Source organism: Streptomyces sp. NPDC060205 (genome assembly GCF_042728395.1).
Classification (GTDB): domain Bacteria; phylum Actinomycetota; class Actinomycetes; order Streptomycetales; family Streptomycetaceae; genus Streptomyces.
In genome coordinates this window covers 1-26,875 of record NZ_JBHWZP010000112.1, presented here as the reverse complement: position 1 = coordinate 26,875, position 26,875 = coordinate 1, and the positions used below count along the sequence as shown (strand labels likewise).

The 26,875-nt window shown below is 71.9% G+C and carries 28 protein-coding genes and 1 riboswitch; of the genes, 13 read left to right on the top strand and 15 right to left on the bottom strand.

All coding sequences use genetic code 11. The features are described 5' to 3' along the window. The first annotated feature begins 146 nt into the window (after positions 1–146). On the top strand, positions 147–1,157 hold the full coding sequence (locus ACFWGJ_RS20920) for a 2-hydroxyacid dehydrogenase (protein ID WP_387326580.1): 1,011 nt from the start codon (positions 147–149) through the stop codon (positions 1,155–1,157). Here the strand turns inward: ACFWGJ_RS20920 and ACFWGJ_RS20915 are convergent. Together ACFWGJ_RS20915 and ACFWGJ_RS20910 are read right to left on the bottom strand one after the other, a co-directional pair. Beyond that, a complete protein-coding gene (locus ACFWGJ_RS20915) occupies positions 1,100–2,995 on the bottom strand; it encodes an anthranilate synthase family protein (protein ID WP_387326577.1) in 1,896 nt (631 codons plus the stop codon). The genes ACFWGJ_RS20920 and ACFWGJ_RS20915 overlap by 58 nt on opposite strands. Before the next feature lie 140 nt (positions 2,996–3,135). After that, the gene (locus ACFWGJ_RS20910; protein ID WP_152788727.1) at positions 3,136–3,198 is read right to left on the bottom strand and encodes a trp operon leader peptide; all 63 of its coding nucleotides are present in this window, start codon (positions 3,196–3,198) and stop codon (positions 3,136–3,138) included. Positions 3,199–3,340: 142 nt separating this feature from the next. On the opposite strand from ACFWGJ_RS20910, the gene ACFWGJ_RS20905 reads away from it, so the two are divergent. Together ACFWGJ_RS20905 and ACFWGJ_RS20900 are read left to right on the top strand one after the other, a co-directional pair. Next, entirely contained in the window at positions 3,341–4,693 is a 1,353-nt protein-coding gene (locus ACFWGJ_RS20905) for a class II 3-deoxy-7-phosphoheptulonate synthase (RefSeq protein ID WP_387326574.1), read from the top strand. A 171-nt stretch (positions 4,694–4,864) separates the two neighbouring features. Beyond that, positions 4,865–5,110, top strand: coding sequence for a bacterioferritin-associated ferredoxin (locus tag ACFWGJ_RS20900; RefSeq protein WP_387326571.1), 246 nt, complete (start codon positions 4,865–4,867; stop codon positions 5,108–5,110). A gap of 41 nt (positions 5,111–5,151) precedes the next feature. Here ACFWGJ_RS20900 and bfr read toward each other — a convergent pair whose 3' ends face one another. Continuing rightward, positions 5,152–5,631, bottom strand: a complete 480-nt coding sequence (gene bfr, locus ACFWGJ_RS20895; RefSeq protein WP_387326568.1) for a bacterioferritin — start codon at positions 5,629–5,631, stop codon at positions 5,152–5,154. Between the two features lie 183 nt (positions 5,632–5,814). On the opposite strand from bfr, the gene ACFWGJ_RS20890 reads away from it, so the two are divergent. Beyond that, a complete protein-coding gene (locus ACFWGJ_RS20890; RefSeq protein WP_387326566.1) occupies positions 5,815–6,447 on the top strand; it encodes a sulfite oxidase-like oxidoreductase in 633 nt (210 codons plus the stop codon). Positions 6,448–6,542: 95 nt separating this feature from the next. Here the strand turns inward: ACFWGJ_RS20890 and ACFWGJ_RS20885 are convergent, their stop codons facing one another. The 6 genes from ACFWGJ_RS20885 to thiO all read right to left on the bottom strand — a co-directional run bounded on the left by ACFWGJ_RS20885 (position 6,543) and on the right by thiO (position 12,380). Next, the gene (locus ACFWGJ_RS20885) at positions 6,543–7,001 is read right to left on the bottom strand and encodes a DUF4396 domain-containing protein (RefSeq protein ID WP_387326588.1); all 459 of its coding nucleotides are present in this window, start codon (positions 6,999–7,001) and stop codon (positions 6,543–6,545) included. Between the two features lie 163 nt (positions 7,002–7,164). Continuing rightward, positions 7,165–8,034: a deoxyribonuclease IV gene (locus ACFWGJ_RS20880; protein ID WP_387326563.1), complete on the bottom strand. Its 870-nt coding sequence runs from the start codon at positions 8,032–8,034 to the stop codon at positions 7,165–7,167. 71 nt (positions 8,035–8,105) lie between these two features. Next, complete coding sequence (gene pknB, locus ACFWGJ_RS20875) at positions 8,106–10,031, bottom strand: Stk1 family PASTA domain-containing Ser/Thr kinase (RefSeq protein WP_387326560.1); 1,926 nt, start codon at positions 10,029–10,031, stop codon at positions 8,106–8,108. A 142-nt stretch (positions 10,032–10,173) separates the two neighbouring features. Continuing rightward, positions 10,174–10,968, bottom strand: coding sequence for a thiazole synthase (locus ACFWGJ_RS20870; protein ID WP_387326557.1), 795 nt, complete (start codon positions 10,966–10,968; stop codon positions 10,174–10,176). A 3-nt stretch (positions 10,969–10,971) separates the two neighbouring features. After that, on the bottom strand, positions 10,972–11,178 hold the full coding sequence (gene thiS, locus ACFWGJ_RS20865) for a sulfur carrier protein ThiS (protein WP_387326554.1): 207 nt from the start codon (positions 11,176–11,178) through the stop codon (positions 10,972–10,974). Next, positions 11,175–12,380: a glycine oxidase ThiO gene (gene thiO / locus ACFWGJ_RS20860; protein ID WP_387326552.1), complete on the bottom strand. Its 1,206-nt coding sequence runs from the start codon at positions 12,378–12,380 to the stop codon at positions 11,175–11,177. The genes thiS and thiO overlap by 4 nt, the downstream gene beginning before the upstream one ends. Beyond that, positions 12,378–12,491: riboswitch (TPP riboswitch) on the bottom strand. Its footprint overlaps the gene before it by 3 nt. A 51-nt stretch (positions 12,492–12,542) precedes the next feature. Here thiO and ACFWGJ_RS20855 point away from each other — a divergent pair. The 6 genes from ACFWGJ_RS20855 to ACFWGJ_RS20830 all read left to right on the top strand — a co-directional run bounded on the left by ACFWGJ_RS20855 (position 12,543) and on the right by ACFWGJ_RS20830 (position 17,733). Further along, positions 12,543–12,887 carry a hypothetical protein gene (locus ACFWGJ_RS20855; RefSeq protein ID WP_387326550.1) on the top strand — a complete coding sequence of 115 codons (345 nt, stop codon included), beginning with the start codon at positions 12,543–12,545 and terminating at the stop codon, positions 12,885–12,887. A gap of 79 nt (positions 12,888–12,966) precedes the next feature. Continuing rightward, positions 12,967–14,196 carry an NAD(P)/FAD-dependent oxidoreductase gene (locus ACFWGJ_RS20850; protein WP_387326547.1) on the top strand — a complete coding sequence of 410 codons (1,230 nt, stop codon included), beginning with the start codon at positions 12,967–12,969 and terminating at the stop codon, positions 14,194–14,196. Between the two features lie 269 nt (positions 14,197–14,465). Next, positions 14,466–14,837 carry an Rv2175c family DNA-binding protein gene (locus ACFWGJ_RS20845; protein ID WP_107017464.1) on the top strand — a complete coding sequence of 124 codons (372 nt, stop codon included), beginning with the start codon at positions 14,466–14,468 and terminating at the stop codon, positions 14,835–14,837. Between the two features lie 118 nt (positions 14,838–14,955). Next, positions 14,956–15,606 (top strand): thiamine phosphate synthase, encoded by a 651-nt coding sequence (gene thiE, locus ACFWGJ_RS20840; RefSeq protein WP_387326542.1) that lies wholly within the window; start codon positions 14,956–14,958, stop codon positions 15,604–15,606. A 148-nt stretch (positions 15,607–15,754) separates the two neighbouring features. Further along, a complete protein-coding gene (gene metF, locus ACFWGJ_RS20835) occupies positions 15,755–16,678 on the top strand; it encodes a methylenetetrahydrofolate reductase [NAD(P)H] (protein ID WP_267025980.1) in 924 nt (307 codons plus the stop codon). A gap of 56 nt (positions 16,679–16,734) precedes the next feature. Continuing rightward, positions 16,735–17,733 carry a hypothetical protein gene (locus tag ACFWGJ_RS20830; RefSeq protein ID WP_387326539.1) on the top strand — a complete coding sequence of 333 codons (999 nt, stop codon included), beginning with the start codon at positions 16,735–16,737 and terminating at the stop codon, positions 17,731–17,733. Positions 17,734–17,775: 42 nt separating this feature from the next. Here the strand turns inward: ACFWGJ_RS20830 and ACFWGJ_RS20825 are convergent, their stop codons facing one another. The 5 genes from ACFWGJ_RS20825 to ACFWGJ_RS20805 all read right to left on the bottom strand — a co-directional run bounded on the left by ACFWGJ_RS20825 (position 17,776) and on the right by ACFWGJ_RS20805 (position 23,917). Further along, positions 17,776–19,290: a phytoene desaturase family protein gene (locus tag ACFWGJ_RS20825; RefSeq protein WP_387326536.1), complete on the bottom strand. Its 1,515-nt coding sequence runs from the start codon at positions 19,288–19,290 to the stop codon at positions 17,776–17,778. A gap of 85 nt (positions 19,291–19,375) precedes the next feature. Beyond that, positions 19,376–19,993 (bottom strand): DUF4126 domain-containing protein, encoded by a 618-nt coding sequence (locus ACFWGJ_RS20820; RefSeq protein WP_387326533.1) that lies wholly within the window; start codon positions 19,991–19,993, stop codon positions 19,376–19,378. Positions 19,994–20,395: 402 nt separating this feature from the next. After that, complete coding sequence (locus ACFWGJ_RS20815; RefSeq protein WP_387326531.1) at positions 20,396–21,037, bottom strand: TetR/AcrR family transcriptional regulator; 642 nt, start codon at positions 21,035–21,037, stop codon at positions 20,396–20,398. 11 nt (positions 21,038–21,048) lie between these two features. After that, positions 21,049–23,139 (bottom strand): YhgE/Pip family protein, encoded by a 2,091-nt coding sequence (locus ACFWGJ_RS20810; protein WP_387326528.1) that lies wholly within the window; start codon positions 23,137–23,139, stop codon positions 21,049–21,051. Then, a complete protein-coding gene (locus ACFWGJ_RS20805) occupies positions 23,111–23,917 on the bottom strand; it encodes an ATP-binding cassette domain-containing protein (RefSeq protein WP_387326585.1) in 807 nt (268 codons plus the stop codon). Before ACFWGJ_RS20805 ends, ACFWGJ_RS20810 begins: the two co-directional genes overlap by 29 nt. 212 nt (positions 23,918–24,129) lie before the next feature. On the opposite strand from ACFWGJ_RS20805, the gene ACFWGJ_RS20800 reads away from it, so the two are divergent. The 3 genes from ACFWGJ_RS20800 to ACFWGJ_RS20790 all read left to right on the top strand — a co-directional run bounded on the left by ACFWGJ_RS20800 (position 24,130) and on the right by ACFWGJ_RS20790 (position 26,493). Continuing rightward, positions 24,130–24,759 (top strand): SAV_6107 family HEPN domain-containing protein, encoded by a 630-nt coding sequence (locus ACFWGJ_RS20800; RefSeq protein WP_387326525.1) that lies wholly within the window; start codon positions 24,130–24,132, stop codon positions 24,757–24,759. 241 nt (positions 24,760–25,000) lie between these two features. Beyond that, a complete protein-coding gene (locus ACFWGJ_RS20795) occupies positions 25,001–25,813 on the top strand; it encodes a class I SAM-dependent methyltransferase (protein WP_387326583.1) in 813 nt (270 codons plus the stop codon). Positions 25,814–26,088: 275 nt separating this feature from the next. Next, positions 26,089–26,493: a DUF3040 domain-containing protein gene (locus tag ACFWGJ_RS20790; protein WP_189779038.1), complete on the top strand. Its 405-nt coding sequence runs from the start codon at positions 26,089–26,091 to the stop codon at positions 26,491–26,493. 98 nt (positions 26,494–26,591) lie between these two features. Here the strand turns inward: ACFWGJ_RS20790 and ACFWGJ_RS20785 are convergent. Next, positions 26,592–26,875 (bottom strand): hypothetical protein (locus ACFWGJ_RS20785; protein ID WP_387326522.1); only part of this gene is annotated, 284 nt, incomplete at its 5' end.

The following is a 26,875-nucleotide window of genomic DNA, read 5'->3' as shown; positions in this document are numbered from 1 at the left end:
CTCCGGCGTTTGAGGAGCGGGGGTTCGGGGGCAGCGCCCCCGAGTCGTTGACGGGAACGGGTAGGGGCGGCGGGGGCGAGAACCGGCCGGGGTTCGTATATTCGGCCGGGTACGCGAGAAACACCCGCCAACCCCCGGAGGGCCCCGTGGAGATCCTCGCCTTCGGCGTCCAGGCCGACGAGAAGCCCCTCCTCGAAGAGGCCTTCCGGGCGGAGGGCCACCACGACGTCCGCTGCCTGGACGTCTTCCTCAACGAGGACACCGCCCCCATCGCCGCCGGTTACGAGACCGTCTCCACCAGCGTCAACTGCGAACTGGGCAGCCCCGTCCTGCAGACCCTCGCGACCGGCGGCACCACGCTGGTCGCCCAGCGCTCCACCGGCTTCAACAACATCGACCTCCAGGTCGCCGAGCGGCTGGGAATGACGGTCGCGCGGGTCTCGTACTACTCACCCCACTCCGTCGCCGAGTTCGCCTGGACCCTCGCCATGGCGGTCAACCGCCGTATCGTCCGCGCCTCCAACCGCACGCGCGACTTCGACTTCCGGCTCGACGGGCTGATGGGCCGCGACCTGCACGGCCGCACCGCCGGCGTCCTCGGCACCGGCAAGATCGGCGAGGCGTTCACCCGTATCGCCCATGGCTTCGGGATGAACCTGCTCGGCTGGGACGCCGTCGAGAATCCCGCCTGTGTGGAACTGGGCATGAAGTACGTCCCCAGGGGGCGGCTCCTCGCCGAGTCCGACCTCGTCAGCCTGCACGTACCGCTGCTGCCGGAGACCCAGCACCTGATCGACGCCGCCGCCCTGCGCACGATGAAGGACGACGCGATCCTGGTGAACTCCAGCCGCGGCGGCCTCATCGACAGCAGGGCCCTGGTGGCCGAGCTGCGCGCCGGCCGCTTCACCGGCGTCGGCCTCGACGTGTACGAGGCCGAGGCCGGGCTCTTCTTCCTCGACAAGTCCCTCGACGTGGTGGACGACGACACCCTGGCCCGGCTGGTCACGTTCCCGAACGTCGTCGTCACCTCCCACCAGGCGTACTACACCGTGGACGCGGTCGGCCAGATCATCGGGACCACGGTGAGCAACGTCCTCGACTACCTGGCGGGCCGCCGCTCCGAGAACGTGCTGGTGCCCGCTCCCGCGCGGACCTGAGCCAGCAGTTCCCGTACGACGTCGGTGCCGCGCAGGGTCAGTACCGACTCGGGGTGGAACTGCACCCCGGCGAAACCGGGCCCGCGCAGCGCGTGCACCTCCTGGCCCCGGCTGCGGGCGACCTCCACACCATGGGCCGCCAGTTCGAGCGCGGCCTCGTCGTCGCAGCGCGCCACGAAGCTGTTGTAGAAACCGACGGTCTCGGTCCGCCCGAACAGTTCGATGTCCGTCTGGGCGCCCTGGTACGGGATCTCCTTGCGCACGGTCTCCAGGCCCAGCTCCGCCGCGATCAGCTCATGGCCCAGGCACACGCCCAGGACGCCGTGCCGGTGCCCGCGCAGCACCTCCGCGGTGAGGGCGCGCAGGAAGGCCATCTTCGGGTCCGCCAGGTCGGACGGGTCGCCGGGGCCGGGGCCCAGCACCAGCGGCCCCTCGTGGGCGAGGACGGCCTCCCGCAGGCCCTCCTCGTCGTACCGCCGTACGGTCACCGCGAGGCCGGACGAGCGCAGCAGATGGGCGAGCATCGCCGTGAACGTGTCCTCCCCGTCCACCACCAGGGCGTGGCCCGCCGCCTCGGCCGACGGCTCCTGCATCCGCAGCCAGAACGGCGCCAGCGAGGCCCGCCGCCCGTCGAGCGCGGCCCGCACCCGCGGATCGTCCGCGAGGCGCGCCCGCGCCTCCTCCCCGCCCGGCCGCCCGGGGCGTACGCCGAGAGCGGCCAGTACGCCCGCCGCCTTCGCGTGTGTCTCCGCGACCTCGCCCGCCGGATCCGACCCGCGGACGAGCGTCGCGCCCACCGGTACGCGCAGCCGTCCGCCGCCGTCGATGTCGGCGGTCCGGATGAGGATGGGGGAGTCGAGGGTCTGGGCGCCGCCGGAGTCACGTCCGATGAGGGCGAGGGCCCCGGCGTAGTAGCCGCGCCCGCCGACCTCGTGCCGCTCGATGACCCGGCACGCGTTCTGCACCGGCGAGCCGGTGACGGTCGCGGCGAACATGGTCTCCTTCAGCACGTCGCGCACGTCCAGGGACGACTTGCCCCGCAGCTCGTACTCGGTGTGCGCGAGATGGGCCATCTCCTTGAGCCGCGGCCCGATCACGACCCCGCCCATGTCGCCGACCGTGCACATCATCTTCAGTTCCTCGTCGACGACCATCGAGAGCTCCTCGACCTCCTTGCCGTCGGCCAGGAACTCCAGCAGGTCCTCGGGCGTCGGCCCCTCGGCGGGATAGCGGTACGTGCCGCTGATCGGGTTCATCACGACGGTCCCGCCGGACATCCGCACATGCACCTCGGGGCTCGCCCCGACCAGCGTCCGCTCCCCGGTGTGCACGACGAACGTCCAGTACGCCCCCCGCTCGCCCACCAGCAGCCGCCGGAAGAGCGCCAGCGCGTCGGCCCGTCCGAACCCGGGGATCGCTCCCTCGTACGTCCGCCGGATGACGAAGTTCGCTCCCTCGCCCCGCCCGATCTCCTCGCGCAGCACCCGCCCGACGATCCGCGCGTACTCCTCGTCCGCGACGTCGAAGCCGCCGTCCTCGACCCGCACGTCGTGCGCGGGCAGCTGCGCCAGCACCTGCTCCAGGGGAAACTCGTACGACTCCTCCGGGACGAGCACCGACAGGGGAGTGCCGTCGTCGTGGACGTCGAAGCCGCGCTCGCGGATCTGGCGGTACGGGACGAGGGCGAGCCCTTCGGGGAGGTCGGCCAGCTGCTCGTGCTCGGTGACGGGGCCGAGCAGCAGCTCGACGGTGTCGCCCGGCTCGGCGGGGCGGCCCGGTGTGCGGCGGCGCAGCAGGGCGAACGGTCGGGGATCGTCCAGCAGATCGAGCAGGTTCATGGGTTCCTGTTCCTTCTCGGAGTCTCGGCGTCTCAGTGCGGTGCATGAGGTGGGCGAGAGGTCGTGAGGAACGGTCCCGGTCGCGAAAACACCGAAGGCCGCCCCTCGGGCGGCCTTCGCGAAGTCCTGCGTACGCGCAGTCAGTGGGCCGCCGGGTGAGCGGTCCACCACCAGTTCTGGTTCTGGGTCGAGTGCGCGAACATGCGCCGCACCTTACCCCACGCCGGGGCCGCCGTATGATCTGCGCGGACGGTGGCCGGTTCGCACCGCTTCGATCGAGCGCGATCCGTCTCAATTGATGAGCATGGGGAGGGATGCCCGACACGACCCCGTAATGTTGACGCCGTGACCGTGAACGCTAAGTCCAGCGCGAGCGCTGGCAACACCTGGCGAGACCTGCCCGCGGCGCAGCAGCCCGAGTACCCCGATGCCGAGGCTCTGCGCGAAGTGATCGCGGACCTTGAGTCGTATCCGCCGCTCGTCTTCGCCGGCGAGTGCGACCAGCTGCGCGCCCGGTTGGGAGCTGTCGCCAAGGGCGAGGCGTTCCTTCTCCAGGGCGGCGACTGCGCCGAGGCCTTCGACGCCGTGTCCGCGGACCACATCCGCAACAAGCTCAAGACCCTGCTCCAGATGGGTGCCGTCCTCACGTACGCGGCGTCCGTGCCGGTCGTGAAGGTCGGCCGGATCGCCGGCCAGTACTCCAAGCCGCGCTCCAAGAACACCGAGACCCGCGACGGCGTGACCCTGCCGACGTACCGCGGCGACTCGGTCAACGGCTTCGACTTCAACGAGAAGGCCCGGGTCCCGGACCCCGAGCGGCTGAAGCGGATGTACAACGCCTCCGCCTCCACGCTCAACCTGGTCCGCGCCTTCACCACCGGCGGCTACGCGGACCTGCGCCAGGTGCACGCCTGGAACCAGGACTTCGTACGCACCTCGCCGTCCGGCCAGCGCTACGAGCAGCTGGCGCGCGAGATCGACCAGGCGCTGCACTTCATGAACGCCTGCGGGGCCGACCCGGAGGAGTTCAGGACGGTCGAGTTCTACGCCTCCCACGAGGCGCTGCTCCTCGACTACGAGTCGGCGCTGACCAGGGTCGACTCCCGCACCGGGCAGCTGTACGACGTCTCCGGCCACATGGTGTGGATCGGTGAGCGCACCCGGCAGCTGGACGGCGCGCACATCGAGTTCGCCTCGAAGATCCGCAACCCGATCGGGATCAAGCTGGGCCCGACGACCACGGCCGAGGACGCGCTGCAGTACATCGAGCGGCTCGACCCGGACCGTGAGCCGGGCCGGCTGACCTTCATCGTCCGGATGGGCGCCGACAAGGTCCGCGACAAGCTGCCCGAGCTGGTCGAGAAGGTCACCGCCTCGGGCGCGACCGTCGCCTGGATCACCGACCCGATGCACGGCAATACGTACGAGGCGGCCTCCGGTCACAAGACCCGCCGCTTCGACGACGTGCTCGACGAGGTCAAGGGCTTCTTCGAGGTCCACAAGGGGCTCGGCACGCACCCGGGCGGCATCCACGTCGAGCTCACCGGTGACGACGTCACCGAGTGCGTGGGCGGCGGCGACGAGATCTTCGTCGACGACCTGCACCAGCGCTACGAGACGGCCTGCGACCCCCGGCTGAACCGCAGCCAGTCCCTTGACCTGGCCTTCCTGGTCGCGGAGATGTACCGGGACCAGTAGCAGATCAACAGCCGTTCGGGCTGTTACCGGCACGCATGGTGGGGCGCGGATCACATACGATCCGCGCCCCACCGCACTTTTGCGGCTCGGACCCGGCGGGTAAGGTTAGGTTAGCCTCACCGATCTTCGGGACGGCACGACCTATCGAATCCCGTCGGGAGGTGGCACCGCGTGTTCGTCTGCAACTGCTTCGGAGTGACCGAGGCACAGGTGAAGAAGCACGCGGCGGACGGCGCCTGCACCCCCCGGCAGATAGCGTCCGCCTGCAAGGCGGGCACCGACTGCGGATCCTGCGTCCGGCGCATCCAGGCACTGCTGGGCCGGGGCGCCCTCCCCGGCCGGGACACGGTCAAGCAGGACATACCGGCGCTCGCGGAGGCGGGCCGCCGGGAGGAGCGGCTGGACGAGGCGGCCTAGGGCCCCGGCTCACTCCCGTTCTGTCTCTCCGGGCCTGCGTCCTAGCTCTCCGGCTGCTCGATGAGCTGCGCGATGTAGAGCGCCTCGCCGAGCTTCTCCACCAGCTCCAGCTGGGTGTCCAGGTAGTCGATGTGGTGCTCCTCGTCGGCGAGGATCGACTCGAAGATGTTCGCGGACGTGACGTCGCCCTTGGCCCGCATCAGGTCGATGCCTCGCCTGAGCCGGTCGATCGCCTCGACCTCCACCTGGCGGTCCGCCTGGAACATCTCGGTGACCGTCTGTCCGACCCGGACGTGGAAGAGCCGCTGGTAGTTCGGCAGGCCGTCCAGGAAGAGGATGCGGTCGGTGAGCAGCTCCGCGTGCTTCATCTCGTCGAACGACTCGGAGCGCGTGTACTTCGCGAGCTTCGTCCAGCCGAAGTTCTCCTGCATTTTCGCGTGCAGGAAGTACTGGTTGATCGCGGTGAGCTCGGCGGTCAGCTGCTCGTTGAGGAATTCGAGAACCTCGGGGTCGCCCTGCATCGCGAAGGCTCCTTCCAGGCGGGGGAACTGGTGGGTTGCGCCGCATGATTGCACCGGTGTTGAAGATCGTCCAGTAAGTGCATGCTTAGTAAGTAAGTACAGGCTTAGTCCGACTTGTGACGGTTGACCGAGTGGGTGTGGACCTGGTCATGTCCACCTTCCGGGGTCTGTCAGGATGGAGTCATGGGTCAGCCGGTGGGTCGTGAATCTGGAGAAGCAGGGCAGTCGGAGCTTCCGCCGGGGCAGCGACTGCAGCGGGGCTGGCCGGTCACGCACTACGGGCCCGTACCGAAGTTCCGTCCCGAGCGCTGGGAGTTCAGGATCTTCGGCGCCACCGCCGACGGCGAGAAGTACTGCTGGACCCATGACGAGTTCACCGCACTGCCGTACGCGACGGTGGTGGCCGATCTGCACTGCGTCACGAAGTTCAGCATGGTCGGCGCGGAGTGGGGCGGGGTGCCTACCCGGACGATCCTGGAGATCGCCCCGCCGTCGCCCGCCGTCACCCATGTCATGGTGTGGGCGGAGTACGGCTTCAGTTCGAATCTGCGTCTCGACGACTTCGCGTCCGAGCGCTCGATCTTCGCCACCCACAAGGACGGTGAACTGCTCACCGCGGAGCACGGCTTCCCGCTGCGTCTCGTCGTGCCGCAGCTGTACGCCTGGAAGGGTCCCAAGTGGGTCCGCGGCGTGGAGTACATGACCGCCGACCGCCGCGGCTTCTGGGAGGAGCGCGGCTATCACAACGTCGGCGACCCCTGGCGCGAGCAGCGCTACTCCTACCAGGAGGAGCCGGGGGACGGCCCCGAGCTCTGACCGTCCCGAGCTCTGGCGGCCGTCCCGAGCTCTGGCCGTCCCGAGCTCTGACCGGTCAAGGTTCCGCCCGTCCCGACGGCTGCTGTTTCGCCTGGTCAGTGGTGGTACTGGTGCACCACGGCGTGACCTTTGCCGCGGCCGATCATCCACTTGTTGACCGGTGTCGTGACCACGAACGCGGCGGCCAGCGCGATCGCCAGCACCCACCAGAACAGCGCGTCCCCGAGGCCGGCGTCCATCGCGCCCGGCCACACGACGATCACGCCGTTGTCGATCAGTTCCATCACGGCGATGGAGAGCGTGTCCGCGGCGAACGCGACCCGGATCGCGGCCCGGAGGTCGACGCCCGCCGCCAGGACGCCGCGCAGGGTGAGCGCGTAACCGAAGAAGAACGCCAGGGCGATCGCCAGGAAGAGCGTCGGTACGGAGCCCCAGCCGAGGGCGGTGCCGATCACCATGCCGAGCACCTCGCCGATGGCGCACCCGGTGAGGCAGTGCAGGGTGGCCCGGACGGCCATGGACCAGCTCGCGTGCGGGTGTCCGTCGTGCTGCATCACAGCCCCCAACGATGAGTGACGATGTCCTGTTCCAGAGTCGGAACCATATACCCCCCGGGGGTATCCACTCAAGAGGGTTCACCCGTTGGGGGAGCCGGGTGCCGAGCCCGGGCGGGGTGAAGTGGGGTGGGGTGCGGGGCGTGGTGTGGGGAGCGTCCGCTCAGCCGTCCCTGAGCTTCTTCAGGCGCTCCACGTCCGCCGCGTGCCCCTCCTTGCCGCCGGGCGTCTCGATGATCAGCGGTACGCCCTCGGTGGCGGGGTGGGTCATCAGGGCACGGAACGGGTCCTCGCCGATGTGACCGGCGCCGATGTTCTCGTGGCGGTCCTTGTGGGCGCCCGCCACGTCCTTGGAGTCGTTGGCGTGGATCAGCTTCAGCCTGCCCTCGCCGACCGTGTCCACCAGCAGATCGAGGGTCTGGTGCATCCCGCTCGGCCCGGTGAGGTCGTGGCCCGCGGCGAAGATGTGGCACGTGTCCAGGCAGACACCGAGCCTGGGGTGGGAATCGAGCGCCTCGAAGTACGGCCCGAAGTCCCAGGTCCTTGAGCAGAGCGAGGAACCCTGGCCCGCGGTCGACTCCAGGAGCAGGAACGGGTCGTCGTCGTGGGTCAGCTCGTCGAGCAGCGGCAGCAGATGCTCCCGCACCTGCCGGAGCGCCACCGAGCGCTCCCGGCCGCCGGTCGCCGAGCCCGTGTGCACGACCACGCCCAGCGCTCCGATCGCCCGGCCCCGGCGCAGGGAGTGCCGCAGCGACTCCACCGACTTCTCCACGGTCGCCTCGGTGTGCGAGCCGAAGTTGATCAGATAGGGCGCGTGGACGTACGCCGGGAGGGACTCCTCGGCGCAGGCGGCGCGGAACTGCTCGTCCTGGGCCGGGTTCCCGGGCGGTGTCGCCCAGCCGCGCGGGTTGGCGACGAAGACCTGGACGGTCTCGGCGGCCAGTTCACGCGCGTACGAGAGACCTACGGAGGCGAGGCCTCCGGCGACGGGGACATGGCCGCCGACGGGGTTGCGGGACTGCTGAGTGCTCACCCTCCAAGGGTGTCACGCGGTCCCGGCAGCCCGGTCGGCGGCCATGTCCCCGCGGGCCCGGCCGGCCGGGCTCAGCGGATCTTGATGGTGATCTTCGATCCCTTGGGCGCCTGCTCGCCGCCCTCGACCGACTGGCTGTCGACCGTGTCGCCGAAGAGACCGAGCAGACCGCGGTCCTCCTCGACCTCGAAGCCGGCGTCCTCCAGTGCCTGCTTGGCGTCGTCGACGCTGTCGCCCACCACGTCCGGGACCTCGACCAGCGGCGGGCCCTTGGAGACCGTCAGCTTGACGGTGGCGCCCTGCGCCACCTGTTTGTCGGGGGCGGGCGTCTGCTCGGCGACCTGGCCGGCCTCGAAGTCGGAGGTGATCCGTCCGGAGGCCACCTCGACGGTCAGGCCCGCTTCCTCCAGCTCCTGCCGGGCGTCCTCCACGTCGTTGCCGAGCACGTCGGGCACGTCCACCGGGCTGCCCTTGCTGACGACGAGCGCGATCGCGGAACCGCCGCGGCGCTCGGTACCCGCCCCCGGCTTCGTGCTGATCACCTGGCCCACGACGACGTCTTCGCTGAAGGCCTTGGTGACCATGCCGGCCGCCAGCCCTTCCTTCTCCAGCCGCTCCTTGGCCTTGCTGAGCACGAAGCCCTTGAGGTCCGGGACCCGCACGGTGTTGGGGCCCTTGGAGATCGTCAGGGTCACCGAGCCGTTGTCGCGGATCCGGGCGGTGGGCTTCGGGTCGGTGCTGATGACCCTGCCGAGCTTGACGGTGTCGCTGTACGCCTTCTCGGTCTTCACACCGAGGCCGGCGCCCTCGATGCTCTTCCTGGCCTGCGCCTCCGTCTTGTCCAGCACCGCGGGGACCTCGGTGAACTGGCCCGAGTTGATGTACCAGACCCCCGCGCCGACGCCGAGGACCAGCAGCACCGCGGCGACGATCGCGAGCACACCCCGGCGAGGCGCCCGCATACGGGCGCGCCGCGGCGGCTCGGGCGGCGGGGAGGGCAGGAAGCTCGTGCGGTGCAGCTCCGCGTCGTCCTCGTTCACCGGGAGCAGCCGGGGCACCGACAGCGAGCGCGGGATCACGCTCGTACGGTTCTCGGCGCCACCCGGGCGATCCCCGGCGAGGGCGCCCGGCGGCACGGCGTCCAGCTGGTCGTCGCTCAGGGCGCTGCGCGCGTCCAGGGTCAGGGCGAGCAGCGCCACCGCGTCGTACGGGCGGACCCCGGGGTTGCGGGCGGTCGCCGAGGTGACCAGCTCGTCGAGTTCGTAGGCGAGGTCCGGCACGAGCGCTGACGGGGCGGGCACGTCCTCGTGGAGGTGCTTGTAGAGCACCGCGGCGGGTGAGTCGCCCGAGTGCGGACGGTCGCCGGTCAGCATCTCGTAGAGGAGGATGCCGCACGCGTACACGTCCACCCGGGGGTCGGCCGTGCCGTGTTCTATCTGCTCCGGCGCGAGATACGACACCGTGCCCAGGACGGCGCCCGTGGTGTGGGTGACCGTGTCCACGGCCCGTACGAGACCGAAGTCCGCGACCTTCACCCGGCCGTCGTCCCCTATCAGGACGTTCTCCGGCTTCATGTCGCGGTGCACGAACCCGGCGCGGTGCGCGGCGCCGAGCGCGGCGAGGACCGGCTCCAGGATGTCCAGCGCGGCCCGCGGCTGCAGCGCCCCGCGCTCGCGCAGTACGTCACGAAGGGTGCATCCGGCCACGTACTCCATCGCCAGATAGACGTACGGGCCGTCGGTCCCCTGGTCGAAGACCTGCACCACGTTCGGATGGGCGAGCCTGGCCACCGACTTGGCCTCGCGGATGAAACGGTCGACGAACGAGACGTCGGCCGCCAGGGTCGGATGCATCACCTTGAGCGCGAGCACCCGGTCGAGACGGGTGTCCACGGCCCGGTAGACCGTGGCCATCCCGCCGACCGCGATGCGGGCGTCGACGCGATACCGACCGTCGAGCACATGCCCGACCAAGGGGTCTTGAAGGGTCGTATCCACGCAGGTGAGTGTACGAGCCACCACTGACGGCGCCGCCCGTGCGGGCGATTCCGGGGCGGTACTGAAGCCGACCTGTGACGCACCTCGCCCCGGGTGCACCGCCGTGCGAGGCCTTGATACGGACGGATGTTCAGGCCAATGGTCAGAAAGCGGGTCGTTCCGGGTCGAGCCGTGCGATTCCGTCCGACGGGGACGAGGCCTCGGCGAAGTGCCGGCGCGGAATGCGCCCCGCCCGGTACGCCAGGCGCCCGGCCTCGACCGCGTGCCGCATGCCCTCGGCCATGAGGACCGGCTCCTGCGCCCGGGTCACCGCCGAGGCGAGCATCACCCCGGCGCACCCCAGCTCCATGGCGAGCGCCGCGTCCGACGCCGTGCCCGCCCCCGCGTCCAGAATGACCGGCACGCGCGCGTGCTCCACGATCAGCTGGAAGTTGTGCGGGTTGCGGATCCCGAGCCCCGAGCCGATGGGCGCCCCGAGCGGCATGATCGCGGCGCAGCCCACGTCCTCCAGCTTCCGGGCCAGGACGGGGTCGTCGTTCGTGTACGGCAGGACCGTGAAGCCGTCGTCGACGAGGGTCTCGGCGGCGTCGAGCAGCTCGATCGGGTCGGGCAGCAGGGTGCGTTCGTCGGCGATGACCTCCAGTTTGACGAGGTCCGTGCCGAGCGCCTCGCGCGCGAGGCGGGCCGTCAGGACGGCCTCCCCGGCGGTGAAACAGCCCGCGGTGTTGGGCAGCACGCGGATGCCGAGCCGGTCGAGCACGGACAGCACCGAGCCGTGCGAGCCGGGGCTCACGCGCCGCATGGCGACCGTCGTCAGCTCCGTGCCGGACGCGACGAGCGAGCGCTCCAGGACGTCGAGGCTGGGGGCACCGCCGGTGCCCATGATCAGACGGGACGCGTAGGACGTACCGCCGAGGACGAAGGGGTCGTCGGCCATGGGTCAGCCTCCTTGGACGGCGGTGAGGACTTCGACGCGGTCTCCCTCGCGCAGGAGGGTCGTCGGCCACTGCGTGCGCGGGACGACGGTCTCGTTGAGGGCTGCGGCGACACCGGAGGGGGCCGCGCACAGAGCGGTCACGAGGGTGTCGAGAGCGGTGTCGGCGGCCAGTTCCCGCCGCTCCCCGTTGACGAGGACGGTCACGCTCATACGGGCTGCTCCGTGAGTGCGGCGGCGGTGTCGAACCGGCCGGGGGCGAACGGACTCGCCACTTCCGGGAGTTCGCCGGTGGTCAGGGCGTGCGCCAGGGCGTCGCCGGTGACCGGGGTGAGCAGCACGCCGTTGCGGTGGTGGCCGGTCGCCAGCAGCAGCCCGGGAAGCCGGGTGGGACCGAGCAGGGGCGCGTTGTCGGGGGAGCCGGGGCGCAGTCCGGCGCGGGTCTCGGTGAGCGGCAGTTCGGTGATGCCGGGGACGAGTTCGTGGGCGTCCCGCAGCAGTTCGTACACGCCGCCCGCGGTCACCGTGGTGTCCCAGCCCAGCTCTTCGCTGGTCGCGCCGACGACCAGCTCGCCGTTCTCGCGCGGCACCAGGTAGACGTGGCTGCCGCGGACCATGGCACGCACGGTCCGGCTCAGGAAGGGCGCGCCCGGGCCCTTCGGCGCGGGCTCCGGCATGGCCAGGCGCAGTACCTGCCCCTTCACGGGCCGCACCGGCGGCAGTACGTCCTCGGGCACACCCGCGAGACGTCCGCTGAGGCTGCCCGCGGCGAGGACGACCTGCCCCGCGGACAGCTCGGTGCCGTCCCTCGTGACGACTCCGGTGGCCCGGCCCCCCGCGACGGTCAGGCGCTCGGCCCAGGTCCGGTGAAGGACCACTCCGGCCCGCTCGCAGGCCGTGACCAGGGCCGCGGCGAGCCGGCGCGGGTCGATCTGGTGGTCGCCGTCCACCCGCAGCCCGCCGCGCACCCCGGGCGCGAGCATCGGCTCCAGACGGCGGCACTCGCGGCCGCTCAGCCACTCCGACTCCAGGCCCGACCGGCTCTGCAGGGCGTGCAGTTCGCGCAGGTGGGCGCGGTCGTCGGCGTCGAGCGCGACGGTCAGCGTGCCGCACCTGCGGTAGCCGAGGTCCTGGCCGGTCGCCTCCGTCAGCTCCTCGGCGAAGTCCGGATAACGCTCCGCCGAGGCCAGGTTGAGGCCGAGCAGGGTCTCCTCGCCGTAATGCAGCTCGGTGACGGCGGCCAGCATCCCGGCCGCGACCTGCGCGGCGCCGCCGCCCGGCTCGGGGTCGGCCAGCGCGGTCGTCAGCCCGCGCTGTGCGGCCCGCCAGGCGGTGACCAGACCGATGATCCCGCCTCCGACGACCAGGACATCGGTGGTCGGCACGTTCGGGGGTGATTGCGGTGTACGCGACATGGGCGTCCAGCCCCTCCCTTCGCCGGCATGACCCGGATCAGGTTCGTACGGTCGGAGGCCGTCCCAGCCTCCCTCTCAGCCCGGTACGCCCGGGCTCCCGCGAGTGCTTTACGTTGGCCACCCTAGCTCTTCGTCCCGCACCTCAGTAGGGAGCCTCACGGCATGGCCCGCTCGCTCGACGGACTCGTTCTCGCCCCCGTGGCCGACCAGGCACCGGGTCAGGTGGGCACGCGCACCCGGTTCTCGTACCACGAGAAGGACGGTGAGATCTGGGCCGAGTACACGGGCGGCGACGTCGTGCGCGGCCACCTCGTGGGCACCCGCGAGGGCGACCGGCTCGACTTCCGGTACGTACAGCTGAAGACGGACGGAACCACCTCCTCCGGGCACTGCGTGTCCCAGGTCGCCGAGACCCCCGACGGCCGGGTGCGGCTGGCGGAGACCTGGGAGTGGGAGTCCCAGGAGGGCAGCGGGACGAGTGTGGTCGAAGAGGTCACCCCGGGCTGACGCCCCGGTCCGGCGTTGTGCAACAGCTCACCGACCGTGCCCCTGACCGACGATTTCACCGACTGTCTATGGTGACCGGGTGAGCGAGCTGACACAGGAAACGGGCCCGGCGGCGCGCGTACGCGTCGTGATCGTCGGTGCGGGCATGGCAGGGGTCCAGACCGCCGTCGCCCTGCGGGAACAGGGCTTCCCCGGCAGCGTGACCCTGATCGGCGCGGAACCCCACCAGCCGTACGACCGCCCGCCGCTGTCCAAGGCCGTCCTGCTCGGCAAGGCCGAGGGATCCGCCTTCGACGTCGACTTCGAGACCCTCGACGTGGCACTGCGCCTGGGCCTGGAGGTGACCGGCGTCCGCCCGGACACCCGCGAACTCGACACGGCCGAGGGGCGCGTCCCGTACGACGTCCTGGTCGTCGCCACGGGAGCGGAACCCGTCCGCCTGCCGGGCGCCGAGGGCGTACCCGGAGTCCATCTGCTGCGCACCCTCGACGACGCCGAACGGCTGCGGCCCGTCCTCGCCCGGCAGCACGACATCGTGGTGGTGGGCGCGGGGTGGATCGGCGCGGAGTTCGCCACGGCGGCGCGCGAGGCGGGGTGCTCGGTGACCGTCGTCGAGGCCGCCGACCGGCCCCTCGTGGGCGCGCTGCCGGCCGAGGTGGCCGCGCCCATGGCCGCCTGGTACGCGGACAGCGGGGCGTCGCTGCGCACCCACGCGCGCGTGGAGCGCGTCGAGCCCGGCGCGGTGGTGCTGGACGACGGCTCGCGGCTGCCCGCGGGCGCCGTGGTCGTCGGCATCGGGGCGCGGCCCGCCACGTCCTGGCTGGCCGGTTCGGGGATCGAACTCGGCGCCCACCGGGAGGTCGTCGCGGACGACCATCTGCGCACGTCCCTGCCGGGTGTGTACGCGGTCGGCGACTGCGCGTCGTTCCCGTCGGGCCGTTACGGGGAGCGGCTGCTCGTCCACCACTGGGACAACGCGCTCCAGGGGCCGCGCACGGTCGCGGCGAACATCGTGGGGGAGACGCCGGCGCCGTACGACCCGGTGCCGTACTTCTGGTCCGAGCAGTTCGGCCGCTTCGTCCAGTACGCGGGGCATCACGGGGCGGCTGACGCGCTGCTCTGGCGGGGGGATCCGGCGGGGCCCTCCTGGTCGGTGTGCTGGCTCCGGGAGGGGCGGCTGGTGGCGGTCCTCGCGGTGGGGCGACCGCGGGACCTCGCGCAGGGGCGGCGGCTGATCGAGTCCGGCACCCGAATGGACCCGGACCTGCTGACGGACCCGTCACGTCCCTTGAAGAGGGCGGCGCTCTAGCGCCCGTTCGTCACCTGCGGCCCCGGTGGGGGCGGGCCCCGCCTTTCAGGGGCGCGGGGAACTGCGCGCTCAGCCACGTCCGGCCCGCACCCGACGTACGACCGGGGGGTGAGGGGCGCGGGGAACTGCGCGCTCAGCCCCCACCGGCCCGCACCCGACGGACGGCCGAGGGATTCAGGGGCGCGGGGAACGGCGCGACCGGCCCCCGCCCAGGGCCGGGCGGACCGCCCGGGTACCGGGTGTCAGTGGGAGATGGCAGGCTTGTACCCGTGACCGAGATTGACGCAAAGATCGATGCTCTCGTCCCCGCCTGGCTCACCCTCCCCGACATCGCCGAAAAGTTCGGCGTCGAGGTGACGCGCGTCCGGCAGCTGGTCAGGGAAGGCCAGCTGATCGCCGTACGCCGTGGCGAGAACCGCGCGCTGCACGTCCCCGCCGCTTTCATCGACGTGGACGAACAGAAGGTCGTCAAGGGCCTCGCAGGCACCCTGACGCTCCTGCGGGACGACGGCTACAACGACGAAGAGATGCTGGAGTGGCTCTTCACCCCCGACGAGAGCCTGCCCGGCACCCCCGCGCAGGCTCTGAGTGAGAATCGCGGCACGGAGGTGAAGCGCCGCGCCCAGGCGCTCGCCGTCTGACCTGAGGACACCGCACCACCGCAACGCCGCACGGCGTACGGACCGCGGACCGCGAGCTGTGAAGACAGGACCGGGCCCGCGGTCCGTACGCCACCGACACCACACGGGGGACCCACGCATGCCCGAATCCACCGCACGCGCGCAGCTCGCCGACGCCCGGGTCTACCTCTGCACGGACGCCCGCAGGCGCCAGGGCGACCTCGCCGCCTTCCTGGACGCGGTCCTCGCGGGCGGTGTGGACATCGTGCAGCTGCGGGACAAGGGCATGGAGGCGGCCGAGGAGCTGGAGCACCTCGCGGTGTTCGCGGACGCCTGCCGCCGGCACGGCAAGCTCCTCGCGGTGAACGACCGCGCCGACGTCGCCCATGCCGCCGGGGCCGACGTCCTGCACCTCGGCCAGGGGGACCTCCCCGTCCCCGCGGCCCGCGCGATCCTCGGCGACGAGGTCCTGATCGGCCGCTCCACGCACTCGGAGCCGGAGGCCTCGGCCGCCGCGGTCCAGGACGGCGTGGACTACTTCTGCACCGGCCCCTGCTGGCCGACCCCCACCAAGCCGGGCCGCCACGCGCCGGGCCTCGACCTGGTCCGGCACACGGCCGCGCTCGGCACGGACCGCCCCTGGTTCGCCATCGGCGGCATCGACCTCGGCAACCTCGACGAGGTGCTGGAAGCGGGCGCCCGCCGCGTCGTCGTCGTACGGGCGATCACCGAGGCCGACGACCCGGGCGCGGCGGCGACGGAGTTCGCCAAGCGGCTGCGGACGGTCTGAGCCGGAGGGCCGAATACGTGCCGATCCGGGCCCGCGCTCCAGGATCGGTCGAGCGCCGGTTGTCCGAGGAGTGGACAACAAGTCGACAATTCGGGCAAATTCCCCTCATCCGGTTGGGTGACCGTCTCCCCCTGGCTAACCTGCGGGTATGGCCCTCGGATCTGCTTCCACCAGGACTGACCGCGCGCGCACCGTGCGCGACATGCTCGCGACCGGCAAGACGACCTTCTCGTTCGAGTTCTGGGCGCCGAAGACCGAAAAAGGCGAGCGGAACCTGTGGAACGCGCTGCGCAGGGTCGAGGCGGTCGCCCCCAGCTTCGTCTCCGTGACGTACGGGGCCGGCGGCACCACCCGCGCCGGCACGGTCAAGGCGACCGAGCAGATCGTCGCCGACACGACGCTCACCCCGGTCGCCCACCTCACCGCGGTCGACCACTCCATCGCGGAACTGCGCAACATCATCGGCCAGTACGCGGACGCCGGGATCCGGAACATGCTCGCGGTGCGCGGCGACCCGCCCGGCGACCCCATGGCCGACTGGGTGGCGCACCCCCAGGGCCTCACGTACGCGGCCGAACTGGTCCAGCTCATCAAGGAGTCCGGCGACTTCTGCGTGGGTGTCGCGGCCTTCCCGGAGATGCATCCGAGGTCCGCGGACTGGGACGCGGACGTGGCGAACTTCGTCGACAAGTGCCGGGCCGGCGCGGACTACGCGATCACGCAGATGTTCTTCCGCCCGGACGCCTACCTGAGACTGCGTGACCGGGTCGACGCGGCGGGCTGCGACACACCGGTCATTCCCGAGGTGATGCCGGTGACCAGCGTGAAGATGTTGGAGCGATTGCCGCAACTCAGCAACGCATCGTTCCCGGATGCCCTGAAAGAGCGGATCCTCACAGCCAAAGACGATCCGGCGGCTGTACGCTCCATTGGCATCGAGTTCGCCACGGAGTTCTGCGCGACGCTGCTGGCCGAGGGAGTCCCCGGACTGCATTTCATCACGCTGAACAACTCCACCGCGACGCTGGAAATCTACGAGAACCTGGGCCTGCATCACCCACAGCAGGCCTAGACCGGTCGCATCGTGATACGACACACTGCGTAGCGGCATCTGGGAGAGGGGCGTACATGGGCTGGACGGTCCTCTACATCGCATTCGGCATCGTCGCGCTGTGGCTGCTGGGCGAGGTGCTGCTGCAGTACAAGGCACGGCTGCGCTGGCGGCTGCTGGCCTTCGGCGGCTTCCTCGGGGTGGTCCTCGGTGTCCTGATCCCGTCGGTGGTGGTCATCGGTCTGGGCGCCGCCGCCTTCGCCGTCGGGCAGACGTACGTCACGCTGTCGTTCCGCAGCGGCTTCGCGGCCGGCTGGGCCGTCGCCGGACGGCCGGGCATCACCAAGCGCCGCCGCGGCGAACCCGAGCGCCAGGAACCGACCCTGGAGGTCACGGACCTCCAGGCCGCGCAGAGCGGAACGTATCCTCAGGACGACTTCGGCCGCGGCGAGAGCTTCGGCGCGGACGACGCCTTCGGACGTGAGGAATCGGTTTTCGGGCAGCGCCCGGCGAACGCCGCCGAGTCCACCGCCGTCTACGAACCGCAGCCCCTGCCCGACGACACCGGCCAGTACGGCGTCTACAGCGAAGCCGCCTACGCGGCCGCCGCCGACGCCGCGTACGCCGCCTCCGCCCAGGCGCAGGCACAGGGCGGCCAGACCGACCAGGGCCAGCCCCAGGACCAGTTCGCCCAGAACTACGGGTACGACGGCTACTCGGGCTACGACCAGCAGCAGTACGGCTACGACACCGGACAGCAGCAGCAGTACGCCCCCTACTCGGACCCGTACGTCGGCTCGCAGTCCTACGACGCCTCCTACGGACAGTCCTACGACCCCTCGCAGCAGCAGTACGGGCAGCAGGGACAGCAAGGACAGCAGGGTTACGAGCAGGACCAGTACGCGGCGGGCGCCTACAACGGCGGCGAGAACACTCCGCCCGGCGGGGTCTGGGTGCCGCAGCAGCGGACCACCGAGGATCCGTACGGTGGCGAACTCCCGCCGGAGCAGCCCTATCCGTACGAGGGCAACGGCCGGCAGCAGGGCGGGTACGACGAGCAGCAGTACCGGTACTGACCTCCGTACCGGCGCCGTCCTACCCGGGCGGCACCGCCGCCGTCACTGCGAACCCCTGAAGTCCGGCCCCTCCACGATCAGTCCGGCGACCAGCGATCCCGACATCCCGGCGTGCGGAAGCCCGCCGCCGGGGTGCGCCCAGCCGCCGACCGCGAACAGGCCCGGTATCCGGGTGGCGTTGCCCGGCCGCAGCCGGGTGCCCTCCACGCCGGCCAGCGCGGGAGCGGGCACTCCACCGCCCGGGGCCCCGGTCTCCCGCTCCGTGTGCAGGGGCGTCCGTACCTCGCGCCACAGCACGCGCCCGCGCAGCTCCGGCACGGCCCGCTCCGCGGCGGCGACCATACGGTCCGCGAAGGCGTCGGCGGCACCGGCCGCCGCCCAGTCGTGGTGTGCGAGGGACGGCACCGTCGCCGTGAGCACCACCGACTCGTGGGCGTCGTCCGGGCACAGCCGCGGATCGTCCGGACGGTCCACCCACACCGTGGGCCGCGGCGCCGCCGCACCCGCCGTGAAGGTGTGGTCCAGCTCCTCGGCCCGGTCCGGTGCGTGCACGACCGTGCGGTGCGCGGCGCCCGCCTCGCGCGGGCCGCGCAGGGCGAGGCAGACCACGGCCCTGCCGCAGGACGGGGACGCGGGACGCGAGCCGGGTGCCTCGCCCCCGTACAGATCGGCGCGGCCCGTCAGGCTCCTCAGCAGCTCCGGCGGGCCGCCCACCACGAAGTCCGCCTCGGCGACGGTCCCGTCACGCAGCTCCACGCCGGCCGCCCGGCCGTCCTTCTCGGTGATGGCGACGACCTCGGCCCCGAAGACGAACTCCACCCGCCGGGCCACGCACCGCTCGTGCACGGCCCGCGCCAGCTCGCGCATCCCGCCGCGCACGTACCACGCGCCGAAGGCGTGCTCCATGTACGGCAGGACGGCCGCGCTCGCCGGGACCGCGCGCGGGTCGAGGCCGTACGCCAGCGCGTAACTCTCCAGGAGGGCGGCGAGACGGGGGTCGCCCAGCTCCCAGGCACCGACCTCCGAGAGCCGGGCCGCCGTGCGGGTGCGCAGCAGGCGCCGCTGCCGCAGCGCGGGGTAGGGCTCGCGCTCGCCCAGCACCTGCCAGTCCGCCCACAGCGGCTCCTCCAGGAGCGGCCTGCGCGTCCGGTCCCAGGCCTCGCGGGCCCGGACCAGGAAGTCGCCCCAGCGCTCACCGGCGCCCGCGCCCAGTGCCCCGTCCAGGGCCGAGACGACGCCCGCACGCGAGGCGTTGGGCAGCGACACCTCCGTGCCGTCGGCGAAGACGTGCCGCGCCGCCGGGTCGACCTGGACCAGGTCGACGCATGCCTCCAGGGGCTCCTTGCCGGTCTTCACGAACAGATCGCGGTAGACCGCGGGCAGCTGGAGCAGCCCGGGGCCCGTGTCGAAGGAGAACCCGTCGCGCTCGAAGCGGCCCACCGCTCCGCCGTACGTCGCCGCCCGCTCGTACACCGTCACCCGGTGGCCCGCGACGGCCAGCCGGGCAGCGGCCGCCATCGCGCCCATCCCGGCGCCGATCACCACAATCCGTGCCATGCCAGGGACTTTATCGGCCGCCACCGACAACGGGTCCGCGGCCCCGGGGCCCGCCGGAAGGCCGGGGGCAGCCGGGAGGCCGGGGTCAGCCGGGCGGTGGCGGCCCGAGCCGGTCCACGAGCCGTTTCTCCTCGCGGCGCTGGGCCCGGCGCCGCAGGAACCGCTTGATCCGGGAGATCAGGAAGTAGAGCACCAGCAGACCGGCCAGCAGCAGGACGCCCGCGATGATCGCCGCGGCCTCGGGGTGGAACATCGCGAAGGTCAGGATCCCGGCGACCCCGAGATCCTCCGCGGTGCTCATCACGACGTTGCTGAACGGCTCGGGCGAGGTGTTGATCGCCATCCGCGTCCCGGCCTTGACGGTGTGGCTGGCCAGGGCGGAGGAGCCGCCGATCGCCCCGGCCGCCAGCTCGGACAGCGAACCGCTCTGCCCGGCCAGCAGCGCCGCGACGACGGCGCCCGACACCGGGCGGATCACCGTGTGCACGGTGTCCCACACCGAGTCCACGTAAGGGATCTTGTCGGCGAAGGCCTCGCAGACGAACAGGACGCCGGCCACGACGAGGACTTCGGGGCGCTGCAGCGACTCGGGGACCTCGTCGGTCAGTCCGGTCGCGCCGAAGAGGCCGAGGAGCAGCACCACCGCGTACGCGTTGACACCGCTGGCCCAGCCGCTGGTGAACACCAGGGGGAGTACGGACACGGACGCGATCGTAACCAGTCGGCAACGGCGCGTCCTGGGCATGAGCGCGGACGACTGAGTACGCGTACCTAGGGAGTGAGTTGAGTACGCGCGCGGATGGGTTCCCACCTGCGTGAACGAGAGAGTGGAGGCACGGAAAGGGGCGCGGCTCCGGTACCGCCGACACGGGGCGGCGGAACGGCGCGGCGCCCTCTACCGCTCCTTCCGCCGATCACTCGGCGGGAGCGAGGCACGGGGGGCCCGAGGGAGACCGGAACGGGGGAACCGTCGGGGACCACCGGGGGATGCACGGGGGTGCATGGGGGAGTACAGGAGGAGCGCCGGTCAGGCGTGGCCCGCGGGGGACGCGGCCACTTTGGACCGGCGCTCACCTGTGTCCGCCGTGTCTGCCGTGCCTCCGTGTCATACGGGTCCCAGGCGTCCGCCGCCGACCCTCCCCTGGAGCAGCAGGGACAGTGCCGCGTGGACGTCGTCCAGGGAGCGCTGCGGCTGGAACGCCTGCCAGTCCAGGGCCGCCACCAGCACCATGCCGACCAGCGCCGCCGCCGTCAGCGGGGTGTCGATCTCCTCGCTCAGCTCGCCGTTCGCGATCCCCTCGCGCAGGACGTCCTCGACGACCGCGACGGCCTGCTGCCTGACCACCATCAGCGTGGACTGCCAGGCCCGGTTGGTGCGCCACAGCTCCGCCACGTACAGCTGGGTGAAGGCCGGGTAGCGGCCGATGAAGACGAGGCCCGCCCGGATCATCGCGTCCAGCGCGTCGACCCTGCTGCCGCCCTCCTCGTCGGTCCTGTCGACCGCCTCCCGCAGGGAGGCGGTGAGCAGTCCCACCCCGTGCCGGAGCAGCTCCTCGAAGAGGACGGACTTGCTCGCGAAGTTGTAGTAGACCGTGCCCTTCGCCACTCCGGCACGCTCGGCGATCTCGTCCACGGTGGTGGCGGAGAAGCCCTGTTCGGCGATGAGGGTCACCGCCGCCTCGTAGAGCTTCTGCCGGGTCGCCTGCCGCCGGCCGCCGCCGCTGTCCACCGTCCTGCTGCTTTCCATGGCCCCGATTGTCACAGGCTCAGCTCCGGGTGAAGTCGGTCGAGGGTCCACACCTGGCGGCGCCGCGCGGACACCGCGGTGAGCGCGAGGGCGGCCAGGGTGAAGGCGGTGAGGACGGCGCACGCCTGCCAGACGGGGCCCAGGCCGCCGCCCGTGATGAGCCTCCTCAGGGCGTCGACCACGTAACTCATCGGCATGAAGGGGTGGATCGCGTTGAAGAAGCCCGGACTGGTCTGCACGGGGTACGTGCCGCCGGCCGAGGTCAGCTGGAGCATCAGGAGCGCGAGGACGAGGATCCGGCCGGCCGCTCCGAAGCGTGCGTTGAGCCACTGCACGATCGCCGCGAAACAGCCCGTCACCAGGAACAGGAAGACCACCGTCCCGGCCGCCCGCACCGCCGCCAAGCCGATCGCCCAGTGCAGTACGGACATCAGCGCGACCGTCTGCAGCACTCCCAGGGCGGCCACCGGCAGCCAGCCCGCCAGCGCGATCCGCCAGGCGGGGGCGCCCGCGGCGAGCGCGCGCCGGTTGAGCGGCGGGATCAGCATGTAGGCGACCATCGCGCCCACCCACAGGGAGAGCGGAATGAAGTACGGGGCGAACCCGGTGCCGTAGTTGGGCGCCTTGTGCAGGTCCTTCGAAGCGAGCTGTACGGGGTCGGCCATGACCCCGGTGCGCTGATCACGGTCCTTCTTGTCGTAGTCCGGGATCTTCTCCGCGCCGTCGTGGAGTCCGCCGGCGAGCTTCCCCGAGCCGTCGGCGAGCTTGTACATGCCCCCTTCGAGGTCGCTCGCTCCCGTCCCGAGCCGGCCGATCCCGCTGTCCAGGCCGGTGGCGCCCTTCTTGGCCGTGCCCAGACCCGTGTGCAGGGTCTCGGCCCCCTTGGCGACCTTCCCAGCACCCTTGTTGAGCTGGTTGATCTTCGAGACGGCCGTGGCCAGGTCCTCGGACAGGTGCGGTGAGCGGTCGGCCAGCGCCCGCGCCTGCTTCTCCAGGGTGGCCAGGTGCTTGTCGAGCGACTTCAGGTCGCCGTTCTGGCCGGCCACCAGCGTGTCGACGTCGTCGGCGACCTCCGCCACGTCCGCCGCCGCGTCCCTGGCCTTCTTGAGGTCCGGGCAGGCGGCGTCGGGCAGTGGCAGGTCCTGGTCCTCGCAGCGCGCCTTGTAGACGCCGTTCAGCGTGTCGGAGGCCGTGTGCGCGCTCTTCGCGGCGGCCGGGGCCGTCCTCGCCAGCGTGTCGAGGTTGCCGCGGATGACGGAGGCCGAGTCCGCGACGAGCCGGGCGGTGTCGCCGATCTCCTTCTCGTTGCCCTTCAGGAAGGGCCCCACCTTGTCCGCGACGCCGTTGACCTTGTCCGCGAGGGTCTGCGTGCCCTCCGAGACCTGCCGCGAGCCGTCCGCCAGGTCGCCCGCCCCCGTGTCGAGCTTCTTCAGGCCGGTGGCGAGCTTGCCGCTGCCCTTCTCGGCGTCCGCGAGGCCGTCCGCGAGGTCCTTCGAACCCTTCTTGGCCTTCCCGATGCCACCGGACAGGGTGTCGGCCCCCTCGGCGGCCTTCTGGGTCTTCCCGTGCAGGTCGGAGAACGAGACGTAGATCCTGTCGAGGAACGACCGTGCCGCCTTGGTCGAGGCGGCCGTGCGCACCTCGCTGAAGACCGTCCGCGAGATCTGCCCGACGATGTAGTTGTTCGCGTCGTTCGTACGCACCTGGAGGGCGCCCGTCTCCGGGGAGTCGCCCGAACTGGACGCGACCCTCCTGCTGAAGTCGGACGGCATGGTCAGCGACAGGTAGTAGTCGCCGTCCTCCACCCCTTCACGGGCCTCGGCGGCGCTCACCTCGTGCCACTCGAAGGTGTCGCTCCCGCGCAGCCCCTTGGTGATCTCGTCGCCCAGCACGACCTTCTTGTCGGCGGCGGTGGCTCCCCGGTCGTCGTTCACCAGCGCCACGGGGATACGGTCGAGACGGCCGTACGGGTCCCAGAACGACCACAGGTAGAGGGCGCCGTACAGCAGGGGCAGCAGCAGGAGCGCGGCCAGCGCCGCGCGCGGGAGCCTGCCCCTGCCGAAGCGCCTGAGCTCAAGCGCGGCCAGTTTCGGCGAGCGCATCCACCGTCTCCTTGTCGTGGTCGTGGTCGTGGTCCTGGTTGTCGTGGTCGCCGGGCCGGTGTTGGTCGTGGGCCGGTGCGTCGGAGGATCCGGTGCACACCACGACCGCGCCCTCGGGAGCCTCGCTGCACACCGCCACGACCGTGGTCCCGGCCTCGGTCAGGGAGCGCAGCAGGGCCCAGACCTCGGTCCTTTCGGCGTCCGAGAGCTTCAGGTCGGTGTCGTCGATCCCGAGCAGCCGGGGGCGGCCGATCAGGGCGAGGGCCACGGACAGCCGCAGCGCCTCCACGCGCTCCAGGTCACGCACGGCGGTCCTGGAGCCCTTGGGCAGTGCCTCCGGGTCGAGCCCGGCGGCGGCCAGCGCGCTGTCGACCCGCAGCCGGGCCTGCGCCAGCCGCTCCCGACGCGGTCGCAGCAGCCCGCGCACGGGGCCGCCGAAGCGCCGCTGGAGCAGTGCGCGCTCCCGGAGGTGCTCGGCGACGGACAGGGCGGGCTCCAGGTCGGTGACGCCGGGCACATGGGCCAGCGCGCTGACGCCGCGGACCGCCGCCAGCTGCTTCGGCAGCTCGAAGTGCCCCACCCTCGCGTGCCCCTCGGTGGGCTTCATCCGCCCGGTGAGCGCGAGCAGCAGACACGTACGGCCCGAGCCCGACGGTCCTTCCACCGCGATCAGCGAGCCGGGCTCCGCGTCGACGTCCACGCCGCGGAACGCCCAGCCGCGGGGTCCCCTGAGCCCGAAGTCCTCGGCCGTGACGCCGAGTCCGTGCGGACCGTCCACAACTTCCCCCACCCTCCGGGCCCTTCGGCCGGTCGGTGCACCGGTTGAAGCGCAAAGTTTTTGAACTGACTGGTCAGTGCAAAAACTACTCCGAACCTATGAGCGAAGCAAAAGCGCAGGTCAGAACGGATTGTCAGTGGCATACCGCACGATAGGCACATACGGCATCTCCCGTCGGGGGTGTGCCGTCACACGACGAGTGGAGGTTCGTCATGGCCAGCTCCAACGCAGCCGCCGCCCGCCGGCGCCGCGCCACCGGCCCTGCCCCCTCACTGACCGGACCGGCGAGCGACGTGCACCCCGTGCTCCGCCGTGCCACGGCCCCGCCCGCCGCCCTCGATCTGCTCGCCCAGGCCCGCGCCGGACTCGACGAAGCGGCCCTGCTGGAAATGCCGAACGACCGGTACGCGACGGCGCACCTGGCCGCGCTGCGCACCGCCGCGGCCGTGCTCGCCGCGCGCGGCCGGCCCGAGACCACCGAGAGGCGCCGGGCCAAGATCCGGAGCGCCTGGGAAGTGCTGCCCGAGATAGCGCCCGAACTCGCCGAGTGGAGCGCGCTGTTCGCCTCGGGAGCCCGCCGCCGGGCCCGCGCGGAGGCCGGCATCCAGGGCGCCGCCAGCATCCGCGACGCCGACGACCTGCTGCGTGACGTGGCGATGTTCCTCCGCCTCGTCGAGCGCATGCTGGTGCTCCAGCCGGTGCTGCCGCAGCCGCGGCACGAGGGCGGGCAGGGCGGCCAGACCGGCCCGCCCGCCCAGGAGGCACGGGTCGTGCCCGGCCCCCGGGAGGTCCGGGACGTGCGGGACGTGCGGGACGTCAGGGATGTCCCGGACGCGGGCTGATGACGACGGCCGGATCTGGGGCCGCGTCCGGGACTGGGTCTGGGTCTGTGCCCCCGTGGTCCGGGCCGGTCAGGGGCCGTGCGTCCGGCGCGCGAGACGGGGGGCCGGGCAGCGGGCGTGAGGCCATAGGGTTGGAACGCCTGAATCTCCCCGGCCCCGGACACGGCGGGGGAGATATGCCCATCGCTCCGCCGTACCGAGGCGGTGCCGCGCCGAGGAGTCAACTGCCGTGTCGGACCCGATGCGCCCGCCCGTCTCCCCCCGCCCTCGACCGGCGTCGCCGCGCTCCGGCCCCTCCAGTCCCCGCGCCTCCCTCCGTACCGCCGTGGTCTGGGACGTTCTGAAGGACGCCCTCGACCGCCGGGTCAAGGCCACGGGCCGCGAGTCGCTCGACGTGCTCGACACCGGAGGCGGCAGCGGCAACTTCGCGGTGCCCGTGGCCCGGCTCGGCCACCGCGTCACCGTCGTGGACCCCAGCCCGAACGCGCTGTTCGCGCTGGAGCGCCGGGCCGCCGAGGCGAGCGTCGCCGACCGCGTCCAGGGGGTCCAGGGCGACGCCCACGGCCTCTTCGACGTCGTGGAGCGCGGCGGCTACGACGCGGTGCTGTGCCACGGCGTCCTTGAGTACATGGACGACCCCGCGGAGGGCCTGCGCAACGCCGTCGGCGCGCTGCGCCCCGAGGGTGTCCTCAGCCTGCTCGCCGCCGGACTGGGCGGCGCCGTGCTCGCGCGGGCCCTCGCCGGACACTTCACGGAGGCCCGCCAGGCCCTGAGTGACCCGGACGGCCGCTGGGGCGAGGGTGATCCTGTTCCGCACCGCTTCACCGCCGACCAGCTCACCGCTCTGGTCGAGGCCGCGGGCCTCGGCGTGGCCTCGGTGCACGGCGTCCGGGTCTTCGCGGACCTGGTCCCCGGAGTCCTCGTGGACACCGAGCCGGGCGCCCTGGACGCCCTGCTGAAACTGGAGACCGCAGCGGCCGAACTCGCCGCCTTCCACTCCGTTGCCACGCAGCTTCATGTGCTCGGTGAGACGCGGGAGTCGGCCGAGGGGTGAGCCGCCACCCGCGTCGCACCGCTGATCAGCGGCGCGACAGCAGATGGAGTACGCCACAGGCCCCCCGATCGGGCGCTCGGAGCCGTATGATCGGGGGAGACCGTCCGGCATGACGGGCCGGTCGCTGGGGAATCTACGCCTCAGTGGATCGGAAAGCCATGGCGGGTTCCGGTTGGCGAATTGGCGCAGAGGGGCGGGTTTCACGGGGGCGATTCCCTGCCTATCCTGAAGGGGACCCCCGGTCGCCCCGGCGACTGCACGATGAGGAGGACGCCGTGCCGCTCTCGGAGCACGAGCAGCGAATGCTCGAGCAGATGGAGCGAGCGCTGTACGCCGAAGATCCCAAGTTCGCGACAGCGCTTGAGGGAAGCGGGCTGCGTACGTACACCCGGCGACGGGTCTACCAGGCGGTCGCCGGCTTCCTCGTAGGTATCGCGCTCCTCATGGCCGGAATGGTCGCACAGCAGATCTGGGTCAGCGTGGTGGGTTTTCTCGTCATGCTGGGCTGCGCGGTGCTCGCCGTCACCGGTTGGCGCAAGGCCCCCAAGCCGGGTGAACAGCCCGCGGCGGGTGCGCCGGGTGCTCCGCAGGCCCGTCGTCAGGGTCGGCAGCGGCGCTCCATGATGGACCGCATCGAACAGCGCTGGCAGCGGCGCCGTGACGAGCAGGGCGGTCAGTAGCCCACCGGGCTCAGGCCGGACAGACGCACGCAGGAAGGGGCGACCACCGCCGAGGTGGCCGCCCCTTCGGCGCGCCCCGGCGCTATGCGTTCGGCTGCTCAGGGTTCGCCCGCCGCGGTCACCCGGGAGCCGACTCCGACCGCGGACGCGGCGGGTGAGCCGCCGAGCGGGAAGGCCGACGTGGGGCGTGTCCGACGTGACGGCCGCCCGCAGCACGTGCCGTCCAGCGCCGAGACCGCCCGCGCGGGCGCGCCGCCCCGCGTGCAGCCGCACAGCGGCAGGCCCGCCCGGTCCACGCGCCGCACAGTTCCAAGGCCTCGCGGCGAGAAGACGGCGGCGTGCGGCCGTCGGACGAGGAGGGGGCACCGGCCCTGTTCGGGTC